Below are 16,158 nucleotides of genomic sequence, written 5' to 3'. Positions count from 1 at the left end.
CGGGTGAGTATGCCATTGTCGAAGGCGTTGTTACTGCATCCGGGGCAGTCGGCGGATGCGCTCGCATCGTTGATTCCGGGAGCGGGAGCACCACTGTGCGTGCGCTTTCCGGATTTTCCGTGTGCGCGTGCCGTGTGTGAACGTCTGGGCGGGTACGTAGGAGAGGCACACCACCATGACGGCAGACCGATTGATTGCGGGACGATATCGGCTCACGGATCGGATCGGAGCCGGTGCCATGGGAGTGGTCTGGCGGGCCACCGACATACGTTTGCAGCGCACTGTCGCGGTCAAGCAGGTGCTGCTCGGTCCAGGACTGTCCATATCGGCCGCATTGGAGGCGAAGTCGCGCGCCATGCGAGAGGGGCGGATCGCCGCACGGTTGCATCATCCGAACGCCATCACTGTTTTCGATGTGGCCGAAGCGGACGGTCAGCCGTGGCTGGTCATGGAGTACCTGGACGCGCCGAGTCTGGCGACCAAGTTGGCGGGTGACCGCACCCTGCCACCAGTGCAGGTCGCCCAGATCGGCGTGCAGGCGGCGAGAGCCCTGGCCGCCGCGCACGACGCGGGTATCGTGCACCGGGATGTGAAGCCGGCTAATCTGCTGGTCGCCGACGACGGCACGGTGAAGATCACCGACTTCGGGATTTCCCGGGCGGTGGGAGATATGACGGTCACTGCCACCGGATTTCTCGCCGGAACTCCCGCCTATCTGGCGCCGGAAGTGGCGCGCGGTGAGAATCCAGAACCAGCCTCTGATGTCTTCGCCTTGGGTTCGACGTTGTATGCGGCAGTCCAGGGCGCCCCGCCTTTCGGTGAGGGGGACAATCCGCTGGCTCTCTTGCACGCGGTGGCCAAAGCCGAGATCGAGCCTCCCGCAGCCGCGGGCAGGCTGGAGCCGGTACTGATGCGCTTGCTGGCCCCGACTGTCGATGCCCGGCCGACTATGCATGAAGCGAAGGAGGCACTGGAAGCCCTCGCGCAGGGCGGGCAGCCGGATCTATCACCCCGGACGGCTTCGGCGCCGCCCACGTCGGGCGCAGGCGGTGCGACAACGGTTCCGCCGAATCAGACCACCACTGAGCCGCCCGGAACAGCCGACGACAACGCCGCCGAGGAAGTCGCGTCGGCCCTGGTGCCGCGTACGCCGCAATCGCTTCCCGTTCACCATGATCCGCCGTCTGATCCGGTTGTGGTTTCCTCAGCCGACGCAGCAGGATCCCGGCGTGGCCTCGTGCTCGCCGCTGTCACCGCAGCGGCAGCCGGGGTGCTGATCCTGGCCGGAATCCTCGTGCCGAGAGTCTCCGGAGAACGCGATCGGAGTGTGGCCGCGGCAGTGTCGGACACGACATCGATTGTGCCCATCGGAGCTCCTTCTCCTGCAACGTATCCGGGCACGTCGACACCGGAGCAGGCTCCGTGGTCCCCGTCGGTGGTCAGTACGACAACCAGCTCATCCGGTCCGCCCACACCAGACCGGATCGCCTCTTTCATCCATGGCTACTACGACATGCTGCCGAGTGATGCGTCCGGGGCCTGGACTCGGTTGTCCCCCGGATATCAGGCGCAGACCGGCTACGGCTCCTACGTGGGTTTCTGGGGCACGATTCGTGCGGTGCACGTGGACTCGGTTACGCAGAACGGACCGAACCGGGTGGTGGTCGCGCTGACCTATACCCTGAAGAACGGTGAGACGACCTCGGAGAACCGATGGATCGAAATCTCAGAGGGCGACACCACGCTGACCATCGCGGCATCAGGCATCTAGGGCATCGGGTATTCCGGCTGACGAGACAGGAGATTCGCCGAACATGGCTACGCGACTGGCCGGTGTGCTCTGGGACATGGACGGCACGCTGTTGGACTCGGAGAAACTCTGGGATATCGCGGTGCGTGAGCTGGCGCGTGAGCACGGTCGCGAGATGACCGAAGCGGTCCGGCACGCGCTGATCGGTGCGTCCGATTCGAATGCCCTGCGGATCATGTTCACCGGCTTGGGTATCGAACCGCATGCCGAGTCGCTGCAGGCGGCGAGAGAGTTCTTGGAGCGGCGAGTGACCGAGCTGATGATCGGCCCTATTCCCTGGCGGCCCGGCGCAGCGGAGGCACTGGCGATGGTTCGCGCGGCAGGCCTACCCAGCGCGTTGGTCACGAATACCAAGCGATCATTGGCGGAGTTCGGGCTCGATACTTTGGGACGACACTTCTTCGACGTCTCGGTGTGCGGCGACGAGGTAACGCGCGGCAAGCCGGAGCCGGATCCCTACTTACGTGCTGCCGAGCTACTCGAGCTGAAGGCAGAACACTGTGTTGCGGTGGAGGATTCACTCGCCGGGGCGCGCGCGGCGCAGGCCGCGGGATGTGCGGTACTGGTGGTCCCGTGCGAGATCGCGGTGCCGGATGCGCCAGGGTGGATGTTCCGGGATTCGCTGACCGGGTTGACTCTCGGTGATCTCGAGCACATCCTTCGTAGCCGCGATAGGAGCGATAGGGTCGTCCGAGTAACTGGCTTCAGCGCTGGTAACGGCCTTTGTTCGCCTGGAGTCGCTGTGCCGCAAAGGGAATGATCGCATGCCGAGAATACGATTTCGAGCATCGACAATATCGCCGAAACTCGGGCGTGTCGGCGAGTGCTGCACCAGAATGACGCCATGGCGGCATTCGGTGTACTCGACGAGATCGTAGATACCACACGGTATCCCCTCGCGAACCTGGATGACTCTGGTTTGCGCGCAGCAGTGCGTCGCGCCCGCTCGGAACTGGCCGATAGCGGTTGTACCGTACTGCGTGGTTTCATCCGGCCGGAACTGACCGAGACGCTGCGGGCGCAGGGGGAGCGGATGGCTCCTCATGCATACTACGAGGTCGAGCAGGTCAATGCCTACAATATCCCGCTGGATACCGAACTGCCACAGGATCATCCAGCCCGGATCGTACTCATGCGGGGCAACGCCTTCGTGCCGCGCGACCGTATCCCGGCCGATGCGCTGATCCACCGGCTTTACATCGACGAACTGTTCCAGAGATTCGTCGCTAGGTGTTTCGAGCTGCCGGAGTTGCACGAGTTCGCCGATCCTCTTGCGGGGCTGTGCCTCAACGTCGTGGCGCCGGGAACATCGCATCCTTGGCATTTCGACACCAACGAATTCACCGTCTCGATGCTGACCCAACCGGCGGAGGCAGGTGGTGTCTTCGAGTACTGCCCCAATATCCGCACCCCAGAAGCAGAGCACTTCGACGATGTTCGAGCGGTGCTGACCGGTTCTGGTGAGCGTTTCGTCCAGCGGCTCGAGTTGCTTCCAGGAGACCTGCAGCTGTTCCGCGGCCGATTCTCGTTGCACCGCGTCTCCCCGGTAAGCGGTGCTCGCCAACGCCATTCGGCCATCTTCGCCTACACTGATCGGCCAGGAATTGTCGGGACGGTGGAGCGCACCCGGCAGTTGTTCGGTCGCGTGCTACCCGATCATCTTGCCGCCGCGGCCGACGTCGTCCGGGGCGATCGACTACTCGATTGAGCCGAACGGCTCGACTGACCGTGCTCGACCCGAGAGGACCGACAGTGCCAGTGCCGTTAGACACCACCGGGAAAGCGTCTTTCGACGACATCTACGATCGTTCCGATCCGCGCGCGTATTACGAGCGAATGTCCAGCCTCGACTATCGCATCCCGGAGTTGGCGAAGCCGATCTTTCAGCAGCAGATCCGGGAATACCGCGCCTCCGCGCGAGCCGACACTCTCACTGTGCTGGATATCGGCTGCTCATACGGTGTGAATGCCGCGCTGCTGCGCTTCGATACGACGATCAGCGAACTGGCCGAGCATTACGCTGTCGCCGACGATGCCGATCGAGCCGAGCTGATCCGGTGTGACCGAGTCTTTATGGCCAACCGCACCGTCTCCGACCACATCCGCTTCCTCGGGATGGATTCCGCGGGCCCCGCTCTCGACTACGCGCACGAGGCCGGATTCCTGCACGACGTGGTGCACGCCGACCTGGAGTCCAGTGAGCCGTCCGACGAACAGCGCGCCTTGCTGGCCACCGCCGATCTGGTCGTCTCCACCGGCTGTATCGGCTATGTCACCGAGAAAACTCTGACTCGAGTGGCCACGGCGCATCCCCGCAGGCGGCCGTGGATGGCACACTTCGTGTTACGTATGTTCGACTTCGCTCCGATCGAGGCGGAACTCGCCGCACTCGGATACCGTACCGATCGGTCTCCGGGGTTGTACGCACAGCGCAGGTTCGCCTCCGAAGCCGAGCGTGCGCGGGTGCTCAGCACTCTGTCCGCTAATGGAGTGGACACCACTGACAGGGAAGATCAGGGGTGGCTGTACGCCAACCTATACGTGTCAAGGCCGTTGCCGAGACATCACACCGACACAGAGGATCCGCATTGACCGAACGCACCTTCGCCGCCGACGACCACCTGCCCAGGGTGCCCCTGCCGACGTTGGAGGACAGTTGCAGTCGATTCCTGCAGTGGTGCGAGCCGCTGCTGACCGCCGAGGAGCTCGTCGCCACTCGCGACGCGGTCGGTGACCTGTTGCGTGCCGATGGTCCGGGGCGTGTTCTGCACGCGGCCCTCGCGGAGTACGACGCGACGCCGGGAGTGGGTAGCTGGCTGGATTTGTTCTGGCCCTCGCGTTATCTGGGTCGCCGGGATCGGATCGCGTTGAACGCGAACTTCTTCTTCCTGTTCCGGGACGACACCCCGCTGGCCGAATCCTCCGCCGCAACCCAGGTGGATCGTGCCGCGGGCATCATCGCCGCCGCGGTCGACTACAAATCGGCTCTCGACCAGGAAACTGTCGCGCCGGTGGTCCAACGAGGGCAGAAGCTGTCGATGTGGCAGAACAAGTACCTGTTCTCCGAGACCAGGATTCCCGGCGTGGAACAGGACACGGTACGGGTTCCCTATAGCGCCGAGTGGCCGGGTCATTCGGAAGCTCGGCATATTGTGGTGTTCTTCCGCGGCGGCATGTTCCGGATGGATGTGATCGGTCCGGGTGGGGCGCCGTATTCGCCGGAGGATCTCGCCGATGGGTTGCGTGCGGTGTTGAAAGCGGGTGCGCGCCCGGCTCGCGCCGACACCACTGTGGGACATCTCACTACCAAAGCCCGTGCGGAGTGGGCGTTCAGCAGGCAACGACTGCTGGCCGATCCGGCGAATGCCACAGCGCTGGACACCATCGAAACCGCGCTGTTCGTGCTCTGTCTGGAGGACTTCGCTCCGCGCGACGAACTACATGCTTGTGATCAGCTCTTGCACGGAGACAGCGCGAACCGGTGGTTCGACAAATCGGTGTCTTTCATCGTCTTCGCCGACGGGCAGGCGGGTATCAACGTCGAACACTGCGGGCTGGACGGCACTACTATCCTGTCGTTCGTGGACACTCTGCTGGAAACATCGGTGTCCGACCACGCCGCGCGCTCCGATGCGCAGGCACAAGGGCTGCCTGAGGTCGAGCCGATCGAGTTCGTCCTCGATGCGCAGCAGCGTAGCGATATCGGATCGGCAGGCGCTGCCTTCGCGCACTACGCGGCCCAGAACGCCACCCAGACCGTGTCGTTTCCGGACTTCGGTACCGCCCGTGCCAAGCAACTCGGCATCTCGCCGGACGCGTTCGCGCAGCTGAGCTATCAGCTGGCCCATCGGCGCAGCAAAGGGCTCACCGGCGCCACCTACGAGTCCATCGCGACCAGGCAGTACCGCAATGGACGCACCGAGGCCATGCGGGTTGTCACCCCGGAGATGGTTGCTTTCGTGGATACCATGCAGGACCAGGATGCCGGTACTGCCGCGAAGCTCGCCGCGGCCCGGATGGCAGCGGCCACGCATGTACAGCGGGCTAAACAGTGCCAGATAGGAGAGGCGCCCGAGCAGCACTTATGGGAGCTGCAATGGATCCAGCGCCGCCGTGGCGCGGAATTGGGCGTCATCGAACCGATCCCGCTCTACGACAGTCCTGGCTGGACAATAATGCGCGACGATTACTTGAGTACCAGCTCCGCACCGTCGGCGAATATTCGCTACTTCGGTTTCGGTTCCACCAGCTCTCGGTGTATCGGCGTCGCCTATGTCCTGCTGCCGGACCGCTGGAATATCTATCTGGCCACGCCGAGGGCGGTGGCCGGCCAGATGCACGCCTTTGCCGAGCAGCTGCGGACAGCGGTGGCGGATCTAGCGGCGCTACTCGCCGGAAACTAGCCGAATCCGCTCGGTTCTCGCCCATCAGGGCCGGGGCGGGAACCGAGCGGGCAGGGCCCGCGACCATTGCGGGTCGGGACAACCGGCCCATAGCCGGTCTGAAACAATGGCTCCTCGTGAAGAACTTCGAATCCTTGTTCGCTGAGCTGCAGGATCGCGCGGTCGATCGCCCGAAGGGGTCGGGAACTGTCGCCGCGCTCGACGCAGGCGTGCACAGCCAGGGTAAGAAGGTGCTCGAGGAGGCGGGCGAGGTGTGGCTGGCCGCCGAACACGAGAGTGACGAGTCATTGGCCGAGGAGATCTCCCAGCTGCTGTATTGGGTGCAGGTGCTGATGGTAGGCCGGGGGCTGAAGCTCGAAGACGTGTATCGACATTTGTGACGGTCGCTGGTTCCCGACTTTTCACTCGAAAGGACTTCCATGCTGCGCGTCGCAGTCCCAAACAAAGGCGCCCTGTCCGAATCCGCCGTCTCGATCCTCGCAGAGGCCGGCTATCGCACGCGCACCGATTCGCGTGACCTGACCGTCCTCGATCCGGCTAATCAGGTCGAATTCTTCTTTCTGCGACCCAAGGATATCGCGATCTATGTCGGATCCGGTGAGCTCGACCTCGGGATCACCGGGCGCGACCTCGCGGTTGACTCCGGTGCACCGGTACGGGAACGGCTCGCTCTCGGTTTCGGGCGTTCCACATTCCGCTACGCGGCTCCGGCAGGGCGAGAGTGGAAGATCGAAGACCTTTACGACAAGCGCATCGCGACCTCCTACCCGAATCTTGTGCTGAGCGATTTGCGGCGTCGTGGCATCGAGGCCGAGGTGATCCGGCTGGACGGCGCGGTGGAGATCTCCATTCAACTCGGTGTCGCCGACGCCATCGCCGATGTCGTCGGTTCCGGACGCACCCTGCGTCAACACAGTCTGATCGCCTTCGGTGAATCACTGTGCGATTCCGAGGGAGTGCTTGTCGAAGGCAAGGAGGCCGACCAGCGCGACCAGGCCCGCAATCAGCTTGTCGCCCGTATCCAGGGTGTAGTGTTCGCACAGCAGTACGTGATGCTGGACTACGATTGCCCGAAAGACCTGCTCGACGAGGCGTTGACCATCACTCCGGGGTTGGAGTCGCCGACTGTGGCGCCATTGGCCGATGCCGGGTGGGTCGCTGTACGCGCGCTTGTCCCGCGCAAGCAGAGCAACGAGCTGATGGACAAGCTGGCCTATCTGGGTGCGAAAGCCATCCTGGCCACCGATATCCGCTCCTGCCGCGCTTTCTGATCGGCGGATTCGCCCGGTGCGCCGCGATTATTGCGTCGGAAACCGACACGGTGCAGGCAGTGCACTCGCGGTTCACTCGTATGCGGCTTCGGCTGGGATCATATCCGGTCCGGGGCCATCGGTCGGCCAACCAGGGTAGGGCGGTGGTGTACCGTCGAACGCCGGACACAGTGGTTTGTAACCGCAATAGGAGCACAGCCTGCTGGTATTCGGTGGGAAGACTCCTGTGCGGCCAGCTTCCAGGATGGCTGTCCACAATGCCGACAGGGTGCGCTCGAAGCGCAGTAGCTCTTGCTCGTCCGTGGTGTAGGTGAGGATCTGCTCGTCGGCCAAGTAGATCAACCGCAGTTGTGCGGGCACCAGGCCGCGGGTGCGCAACATCATCAGCGCGTAGAACTTCAGCTGGAACAGTGCTGTGGTCTCCTGGGTAGGTCCCGGCACCCGTCCGGTCTTGTAATCCACGATGCGCAGTGCACCGGTCTGGGCGATATCGATCCGGTCGATGAATCCGCGCAACAGCGCGCCGTCTTCGAGTTCGATCTCCACGCGTACTTCGCACGATTCCGGATCGAACCGGGTCGGATCTTCCATGTGGTAATAACGCCGCATCAGCGCGCGTACCTCGTCGAGAAATGGATCGAGCTGCTGGTCGGTGATCAGCCCAGCGATCTCCGGCTGCCCGTCGCGCACCCGTGCCCACGCCTGCGGCACCAGTGCTTCGGCACGGTCGGGTTGGCGCTCGACCGCAGGCAGTCCGTAGAGATCTTCCAGTACCGCGTGCACGACCGTGCCGCGCACTGCGCGGCGGGATGGCGGCTCCGGAATCCGATCGATCGCCCGGAATCGGTACTTCAATGGGCACTGCTTGAAATCCATTGCCCGGGAGGGTGACAGCGCGGGCCGGGTGCTTCTCGCCTGCGCGGTGGGCTCAGGTGTCCGCGGATTGTCGGCAGGGGGCATGGACGCGGTCGAGCACATACCTGGCAGGCTATCCCGCGGCACCGACACGCTGGTGCGCGACAAACACGGATTCGGACAGCGGAACGGAGATTCATGACGGCCAGACGGACTGGGCCTTTCACCATCGGTGATCGAGTGCAGCTGACCGATGCCAAAGGGCGCTTGTACACGGTGGTCCTCGAGCCGGGCAAGGAATTCCACACCCATCGCGGAGGTATCAAGCACGACAGCCTGATCGGTGCAGACGAGGGAAGCGTAGTGCATTCCACCAACGGCACGCCGTACCTCGCGTTGCGTCCACTGCTGATCGACTACGTGCTGTCTATGCCGCGCGGCGCTGCGGTGATCTATCCGAAAGATGCCGCGCAGATCGTGCATGAGGGCGATATCTTCCCTGGCGCGCGGGTGCTGGAGGCGGGCGCAGGCTCCGGCGCGCTCACTTGTTCGCTGCTGCGTGCAGTCGGACCACAGGGGCAGGTAGTGTCCTACGAAATTCGTGCAGATCACGCCGAACACGCGGTTCGCAATGTAGAGATCTTCTTCGGTGAACGGCCGGCCAACTGGTCGCTGACTATCGGCGATGTGGCAGAGCACACCGGCGAACCGGTCGATCGGGTAGTGCTGGATATGCTCGCGCCCTGGGACGCGTTGTCCGCTGTGTCCAGGGTGCTCGTGCCAGGTGGCGTTCTGATCGTTTATGTGGCTACCGTCACCCAGTTGTCGAAGGTAGTGGAGACGCTGCGAGAACAGGAGTGCTGGACTGAGCCCCGCTCCTGGGAATCACTGGTGCGGCCATGGCATGTGGTCGGGCTCGCGGTGCGTCCGGAACACCGCATACAAGGTCATACCGCCTTTCTTGTCAGCGCGCGCAAGCTTGCCGAGGGTACGGTCACCCTCAAGCCGCAGCGCAGACCGTCGAAGGGCTGAGCGGGGCGCCTGGGCGACCGTGGTCGTCATACACCGATCGAGTCTGCTCGATTCAGGTCGAGGCGCAGGGTGCTTTTGCCAAGCCGAGCAGCAAGCAGCCGCTGGCATCGGACAGTTTCCAGGTACCGCCGATGTTCTCCCAGCTCATTGGTATGGCTGGTGCGGGGCCGTGCGGAGATTCGATGGTCACCCGCGCATTCGCGGTGCGGTTCTCGGTGGTGATATCGGTGACAGTGAAGGCGAGCGAGTAGCCCTGTAGGCCCGCGTTCATCTGGTCGATGTTCGCGGTGCGTTGCTCGCCGTTGACGATCAGGGCGGCCTTTTCCTGGGTGGATACGGCCGGGTCGGTGAGTTCGGTCAGAACTGCGCGCAATGTCTCGCCGGTCGGCTCACCCGCCGCCTTTTCGGTGGTGCCCGAGGTGATGGTGAGGGCTGAGCTTGCCGAGGTGGCGGTCGCGGTGCTTGCCCCGTCCTCGGAGCTACACGCCGCAAGCCCACTGGAAATAGCCAGCGCCGTGGCGGCGGCCAGAAGAACACGCAGTCTTCTCATGGGGAGGAGCATCCGCGGCAACCTTTCGGTTCGGTTGGCGAGCAAGCTCGCCACAGTCGGGTTAGGGCAGGCTAACATGGTGATCTGACCGGCGGTCGCGGCGCAGATGTGATCACGACGAAACCATGTCGGAAAGCGAGAACGGATCGCGCCCGGTAGCGTTAATAGACCGGGACTGGGAGGAGCAGCACATGAGCCCCATCGAGAATTCGGATTCGGCGGCCTGGAGAGAGCTCGAGGCAGTACGTGCCGAGGCCGCTGCACTCCGGAGGCAACTTGCCGACTCGCCGGATCGGACACGGGAACTCGAGGCCCGCATCGATTCGCTGACCATTCGCAATACGAAGCTGATGGATACCCTCAAAGAAGCGCGGCAGCAATTGGTCGCGTTGCGCGAAGAGGTCGATCGGCTGGGTCAGCCACCGAGCGGATACGGAATCCTGATCGGTGTGTACGACGACCAGTCGGTCGATGTGTTCACTTCGGGTCGCAAGATGCGGTTGACGTGTTCACCGAATATCGATACCTCGACGCTGGAGTACGGCCAGACCGTCCGTCTCAACGAGGCGCTCACAGTCGTCGAGGCCGGATATTACGATGCGGTCGGCGAGATCGGTACCCTGCGAGAAATTCTCGATGACGGCCGTCGCGCCCTCGTCGTCGGGCATGCCGATGAGGAGCGCGTGGTGTGGCTGGCCGGTCCACTGGTCAAGGTTGCCGAAATGGACGATCTGGACGATCCAGATTCTCCGATTCGTAAATTGCGGCCAGGAGACTCGCTGCTGGTGGACACGAAGGCCGGGTTCGCGTTCGAACGCATTCCCAAAGCCGAAGTCGAAGATCTGGTGCTGGAAGAGGTTCCGGATGTCGGCTACAGCGATATCGGTGGTCTCGGTAGGCAGATCGAGCAGATCCGGGACGCAGTGGAGCTTCCGTTCTTGCACAAGGAACTTTTCCGGGAGTATGCACTGCGCCCGCCGAAGGGCGTGCTGCTTTACGGACCGCCTGGTTGCGGTAAGACGCTCATCGCCAAGGCGGTGGCCAATTCGCTGGCCAAGAAGATCGCCGAGGCGCGCGGAGAGGACGCCAAAGAAGCCAAGTCGTTCTTCCTCAACATCAAGGGCCCCGAGCTACTGAATAAATTCGTCGGCGAGACCGAGCGGCACATCCGGATCATCTTCCAGCGTGCGCGAGAGAAGGCGTCGGAGGGCACTCCGGTGATCGTGTTCTTCGACGAGATGGACTCGATCTTCCGTACCCGCGGTTCGGGGGTCTCCTCGGATGTGGAGACCACGGTGGTGCCACAGCTGCTCTCGGAGATCGATGGCGTCGAGGGCTTGGAGAACGTGATCGTGATCGGCGCTTCCAACCGGGAGGACATGATCGATCCGGCCATTCTGCGACCGGGCAGGCTCGACGTGAAGATCAAGATCGAGCGGCCGGACGCGGAGTCGGCGCAGGACATCTTCTCGAAGTACCTCATCGAGGAGCTGCCGCTGCATGACGACGATCTGGCCGAGTTCGGTGGCGACAAGACGCTGTGCATCCGCGCGATGATCGAACGGGTTGTCGACCGGATGTACGCCGAGAGCGAGGACAATCGCTTCCTCGAAGTCACCTACGCCAATGGGGACAAGGAGGTCCTGTACTTCAAGGACTTCAATTCCGGCGCCATGATCCAGAACATCGTGGACCGCTCCAAGAAATACGCCATCAAAGCAGTACTCGACACCGGTAACCCCGGCCTGCGTATCCAGCATCTCTACGATTCGATCGTGGACGAGTTCTCTGAGAACGAGGACCTGCCCAACACGACGAACCCCGACGACTGGGCGCGCATTTCGGGTAAGAAGGGCGAGCGGATCGTCTACATCCGTACGCTGGTCACCGGGAAGAACGCCAGCGCCAGCCGCGCCATCGACACCGAGTCGAACACTGGTCAGTACCTGTAAGGAGTGCGTGACGGCGAACATCCGCGTCCGCTTCGGCGGTGCGGTCGTTCGCCGAGGCGGGGACCATACCCGCGTGAGGTCGCATTCTGTCCGCTACCCCCTGACCACGTATACTGTGATCAGGGGGTGCCTCTGGATCTGCTGCGGCCGAATCGACTCGGCTGCGCCTCACCACCAGCCGAGAATCGGTGACAACTGTCTGCCGAGTTCCGGCGCGAGCGATCGTGAGTAGCTGGCGGTGAGGTGGTGTTCGTCGTGATAGATCAGGATGTTGCCCTCGGCGACCGGGCATACCTCGGGTTCGCATACCGCGTCGGACAGGTCCAGCGGGAACACGTTGGGGAAGGTGCCTGTGAACTCGAGTGCGGGATTGACTTCGTTCAGCGCGGCCGTACGCGGCATGCCGCAGCTGATCCGATCGCCCTGACCAGACAGACAATCGATCGCGCGGTAGCGTACGCCCTCGCGGCGCAGCCATGGGGTGTCGCGAATAGCGAGGATGTCGAGTCCGCGCTCGGCCAGCTGTGACCACACGTTCAGATAATCGACCGGGGTTTCGTCGCCCGCGCCGTTCCTGGGGCGGGTCGCGGTGGTGAACACCCAATCCGGCTGATCCACCCCCAGGCGGTCGATCACCTCAGCGGACCAGTCCCGGCAGTCCGGGATGGCTTTGCCCTTGTACATCGGCTCCGCCGCCACGGTAAGCGGGCAGCCCATCTTCAGATAAACGGCGATGCGGAAGCCGTGCTTGCGGGCCAGCACGTCGAGGGCGGGCACCCAGTGTTCGGCGTGCGAGCTGCCCACCACGGCGATGGTGCGTTCCGCGCTCGCGTCCCCGTAGGTACAAGTGATGACATCGCGGGTGTCCCAGTCCGCGATGCACCCGTCGCGGACTGGATAAGCGTTGTCCGCGGGCGCTTCATACACGGTGGGACGCATCTGAGCCGGGGGTGTGCTCGCCCCGCCGACCAGCGCTTCCGCGCCGGGATAGTATATCGGGTCGAGAGCGGTGACCGCTTGCGACGAGTGTGCCCGATATACGAGCTGCGTGCCCACCGACATAGTGAGGACAGTGATGCCGAGCACCGCTACCAGCCGGCCTGCGTAGTTGTCGCGGACCGGCGTTTGCTCCGGCGAACGCCCGGCTCGCATGCGCAGTGGCTCCTCGATGAACCTGTTGGTCAGGTAAGCGAGTGCCAAGGACGCTGTGATGACACCGACTCCGCCGAGGAGCCCGGCAGTCGGGGACTCGGTGCGTGCGAGGACGAAGATGAGGATCGGCCAGTGCCACAGGTACAACGCGTAGGCCAGCTCGCCCAGGCGCACGGCGGCAGACGAGCCGAGTAACTGGTTGGGTAGAGGCTGTGCGGCGGCGGGCAGGTTGTTGCCCGCGACGATCAGCGCGAGCGCGGCACCCACCGGAACCAATGCCGCTGGACCGGGAAAACGTTCGGCGCCGTCGATCAGCCAACCGCACATCAATACTGCGGCCGTTCCGAGCGCAGCGGCGATCACACGCACCAGCCGTGGTGGCGACAGCCACGGCGCTGCGAGTGCCAGCAGTGCCCCGGCCAGCAGCTCCCAGGCGCGGGCGAAGCTGTCATAGTAATTCCAGCCCTGATGCACCATGGTGCCGTGCACGGCGTAGCCGAACGAGGCCACCGCAGCCACCGCGAAGACGATCGCCAGGCTGGGTCGCAGCGCCGCGGGACCGGCGAAACGAAGGCACAGGCGCACCGCCAAAGCCATTGCGAGCAGCACGACCAGGTAGAACTGCATCTGTACCGCCATCGACCACAGATGCTGCAGGGGGCTCACGGAAGGATCGGCGGCCAGATAGTCCGACCAGGACAGTGCGAGGTACCAGTTCTGGTAATACAGCAGCGAAGCCAGCGTCTGTGCGGCGATCTCGCCCCACTGGGTGACCGGACGCAGGACAACGGTCGCCGCGATCACCGCAGCCAGCACCGTCACCAGGGCGGGCAGCAGTCGGCGGGCGAGGCGGCGCACGGTGCGTCCGACCTGTACCGCACCGGTGGACTCCGCACCGCGCAACAGTGAGCCGGTGAAGAAGAATCCGGACAGGACCAAGAAGATATCCACGCCGCCCGAGACCCGGCCGAACCAGATGTGGAATGCTACAACCAGCGCGATCGCCACTCCACGCAGCCCGTCCAGATCATATCGATACCCACCTGCGCCGGTATTCGACGAGGCTGTTGCTACGGTTGTCACGCCCGATCGTCCGAGTCGGCTCACCACACGGGTGACCGTCACCGCGCTCGCACGGCGCGGCCGGATCGGCAGCCAGAGGTGACGGCTGGAGGGCAGGTAGATGTCCAAGACATGTCATCTCTCTTATCACGGGAGGTGAACCGCAGTCCAACGCACATCGGACGAGGTGAGGGTGAGTACTCGCAGAGCGGTATGGGTACTGTCGCCGATCGGATCAGCATGGACGATTCGGGCAGCTGTCGGCCGGTCGGTAACCAATGGTCGCTAGGGTGGTGTCGTGAACGTTGAGGTGACACCCCTGCCGGGTATCGGTGTGCGTAAGGACTTTCCATCGGCCAACACGCGCCGTCGAATCGGGGTCATCGATCATCGCGACGGCACGATGGACCTGATCGTGAGCAGGGTTGACAACTCGGACGAGGCCGACCACGTAGCGCTGTCGGAGAAGGAGGCGACCGTGTTGGCCGGTCTGCTCGGCGCGCCACAACTGGTCGAGCAATTGCGAGAAGAGCATCGCCAGTTCACCGGCTTGACTACCCGTCAGATGTCCATCCTGGACCGATCTCGTTACGATGGGCGTAGGCTGGGTGACACTCGGATGCGAACGAGAACAAAAGCCTCCATCGTCGCTGTGGTGCGCAGCGGTCAGACCGTTCCCTCTCCGGGGCCGGACTTCACTTTTACCGCCGGTGATGTGCTCATCGTCGTCGGCGCTGCCGAGAGTCTGCAAGCCGCCGCCACGATCCTGATGGATGGCTGATCGGCGATGGTGGCACACGGGACCGCGCTCGCGCTGATCCAGCTGGGCGCGGTATTCTTCGGCCTCGGTCTACTCGGCCGGATCGCCGCGCGCATCGGTATGTCTCCGATCCCGCTGTATCTGATCGGTGGGCTGGTGTTCGGCACCGGGGGCCTGCTAGAGCTGAGGCAGGTCAACGACTTCATCCATCTGGCCAGCGAAATCGGCGTTGTCTTGCTGTTGCTGCTGCTCGGCCTGGAATACAGCGCACCGGAATTGATCACCGGCATGCGCCGATCATGGGCCGCGGGCGTGCTGGACATCGTGCTCAACGCTACGCCGGGCGTCCTGGTCGCGCTCGCGCTCGGCTGGGGTTTCACCGGCGCTATCGCGATGGCCGGGGTCACCTATATCTCGTCTTCGGGCATCGTCGCGAAGGTGCTCAACGATTTGGGCAGGCTCGGCAACCGCGAGACACCGGTGATCCTGTCTATCCTCGTCTTCGAGGATCTGGTGATGGCCGGATACTTGCCGGTGCTCACCGCGGTGTTGGCCGGGGTCGGCTTTCTCGCCGGGTTGAAGACGTTGAGCATCGCCCTGACCGCCGTCACGGTCGTGTTGATCGTCGCGCTGCGCTATGGTCGCCATGTCTCCGCGATCGTCGACAGCGCGGACCGGGAGATCTTCCTGTTGAAACTGCTCGGTTCCGCGCTGCTGGTGGCAGGGATCGCCTCTGCGGTCCAGGTATCCGCGGCGGTCGGTGCGTTCCTGCTCGGTATCGCGATCTCGGATTCGACTGCGCATAATGCCACCAAGCTTCTGGAACCGTTGCGCGACCTGTTCGCCGCGTTGTTCTTCGTGCTGTTCGGTCTGAGCACCGACCCGGCGAGCATCCCGCCGGTGCTGGGCTGGGCATGCCTGCTGGCAGTAGTCACGACGGTGTGCAAAGTGGCCACAGGATGGTGGGCGGCCAAGCGCGCCGGTGCGGGCCGGTACGGCCGGGCGCGTGCAGGCACCGCCCTGGTCGCGCACGGTGAGTTCTCTATAGTCATCGCGGGTCTGGCGGTGTCCGCGGGCGCTGTTCCCGGAGAGTTCGCGGCCTTGGCCACTACCTACGTGCTGTTGATGGCGGTACTGGGCCCAGTAGCAAGCCGCTTCGTCGAGCCGGTCCTCACGCTGGTGCGGCGCCGTCGCGTCGGTGTGGCCTGACCGACGTCGATCGGTGCCGGTCAGGGTATTGGTGAATTCTGTCGCGCACAGCCTTATGGAAGCGAGCGCGGCACCGGTGTGGCGCAGGTACTCCGGACCTGC

The 16,158-nt window shown here is 63.8% G+C and carries 14 protein-coding genes; 11 read left to right on the top strand and 3 right to left on the bottom strand.

What is annotated here, in order from left to right; genetic code table 11:
* Window positions 1-238: 238 nt before the first annotated feature.
* The 7 genes from ACX4ZE_RS05025 (at window position 239) to hisG (ending at window position 7,484) form a co-directional block, all read left to right on the top strand.
* Window positions 239-1,771 (top strand): serine/threonine-protein kinase, encoded by a 1,533-nt coding sequence (locus ACX4ZE_RS05025; RefSeq protein WP_480272109.1) that lies wholly within the window; start codon window positions 239-241, stop codon window positions 1,769-1,771.
* A gap of 43 nt (window positions 1,772-1,814) precedes the next feature.
* Entirely contained in the window at window positions 1,815-2,570 is a 756-nt protein-coding gene (locus tag ACX4ZE_RS05020) for an HAD family hydrolase (protein ID WP_480272108.1), read from the top strand.
* A gap of 84 nt (window positions 2,571-2,654) precedes the next feature.
* Window positions 2,655-3,518, top strand: a complete 864-nt coding sequence (locus ACX4ZE_RS05015; RefSeq protein ID WP_480272107.1) for a HalD/BesD family halogenase — start codon at window positions 2,655-2,657, stop codon at window positions 3,516-3,518.
* Between the two features lie 44 nt (window positions 3,519-3,562).
* Entirely contained in the window at window positions 3,563-4,402 is an 840-nt protein-coding gene (locus tag ACX4ZE_RS05010) for a class I SAM-dependent methyltransferase (protein WP_480272106.1), read from the top strand.
* Window positions 4,399-6,213, top strand: a complete 1,815-nt coding sequence (locus ACX4ZE_RS05005) for a choline/carnitine O-acyltransferase (protein ID WP_480272105.1) — start codon at window positions 4,399-4,401, stop codon at window positions 6,211-6,213. The genes ACX4ZE_RS05010 and ACX4ZE_RS05005 overlap by 4 nt, the downstream gene beginning before the upstream one ends.
* Before the next feature lie 98 nt (window positions 6,214-6,311).
* Window positions 6,312-6,593: a phosphoribosyl-ATP diphosphatase gene (locus ACX4ZE_RS05000; RefSeq protein ID WP_480272247.1), complete on the top strand. Its 282-nt coding sequence runs from the start codon at window positions 6,312-6,314 to the stop codon at window positions 6,591-6,593.
* A 39-nt stretch (window positions 6,594-6,632) separates the two neighbouring features.
* Window positions 6,633-7,484: an ATP phosphoribosyltransferase gene (gene hisG, locus ACX4ZE_RS04995; RefSeq protein WP_480272104.1), complete on the top strand. Its 852-nt coding sequence runs from the start codon at window positions 6,633-6,635 to the stop codon at window positions 7,482-7,484.
* 72 nt (window positions 7,485-7,556) lie between these two features.
* Here hisG and ACX4ZE_RS04990 read toward each other — a convergent pair whose 3' ends face one another.
* Window positions 7,557-8,444, bottom strand: coding sequence for a RecB family exonuclease (locus ACX4ZE_RS04990; RefSeq protein WP_480272246.1), 888 nt, complete (start codon window positions 8,442-8,444; stop codon window positions 7,557-7,559).
* Between the two features lie 93 nt (window positions 8,445-8,537).
* Here ACX4ZE_RS04990 and ACX4ZE_RS04985 point away from each other — a divergent pair, with 93 nt between their 5' ends.
* Window positions 8,538-9,371 carry a tRNA (adenine-N1)-methyltransferase gene (locus tag ACX4ZE_RS04985; protein ID WP_480272103.1) on the top strand — a complete coding sequence of 278 codons (834 nt, stop codon included), beginning with the start codon at window positions 8,538-8,540 and terminating at the stop codon, window positions 9,369-9,371.
* Window positions 9,372-9,423: 52 nt separating this feature from the next.
* On the opposite strand, the gene ACX4ZE_RS04980 is transcribed toward ACX4ZE_RS04985, so the two are convergent.
* On the bottom strand, window positions 9,424-9,921 hold the full coding sequence (locus tag ACX4ZE_RS04980; RefSeq protein WP_480272102.1) for a WKL family lipoprotein: 498 nt from the start codon (window positions 9,919-9,921) through the stop codon (window positions 9,424-9,426).
* Between the two features lie 191 nt (window positions 9,922-10,112).
* Here ACX4ZE_RS04980 and arc point away from each other — a divergent pair, with 191 nt between their 5' ends.
* Entirely contained in the window at window positions 10,113-11,873 is a 1,761-nt protein-coding gene (arc, locus tag ACX4ZE_RS04975; RefSeq protein WP_480272101.1) for a proteasome ATPase, read from the top strand.
* Window positions 11,874-12,041: 168 nt separating this feature from the next.
* Here arc and ACX4ZE_RS04970 read toward each other — a convergent pair whose 3' ends face one another.
* On the bottom strand, window positions 12,042-14,108 hold the full coding sequence (locus ACX4ZE_RS04970) for an acyltransferase family protein (RefSeq protein WP_480272100.1): 2,067 nt from the start codon (window positions 14,106-14,108) through the stop codon (window positions 12,042-12,044).
* 277 nt (window positions 14,109-14,385) lie between these two features.
* Between ACX4ZE_RS04970 and ACX4ZE_RS04965 the strand changes: the two genes are divergently transcribed.
* Together ACX4ZE_RS04965 and ACX4ZE_RS04960 are read left to right on the top strand one after the other, a co-directional pair.
* Entirely contained in the window at window positions 14,386-14,868 is a 483-nt protein-coding gene (locus ACX4ZE_RS04965; RefSeq protein ID WP_480272099.1) for a cation:proton antiporter regulatory subunit, read from the top strand.
* Window positions 14,869-14,874: 6 nt separating this feature from the next.
* The gene (locus ACX4ZE_RS04960; protein WP_480272098.1) at window positions 14,875-16,056 is read left to right on the top strand and encodes a cation:proton antiporter; all 1,182 of its coding nucleotides are present in this window, start codon (window positions 14,875-14,877) and stop codon (window positions 16,054-16,056) included.
* The last annotated feature ends 102 nt before the right edge of the window (window positions 16,057-16,158 follow it).

The organism is Nocardia sp. TBRC8007 (assembly GCF_056629435.1).
This window is presented reverse-complemented; position numbering and strand designations above follow the sequence as displayed.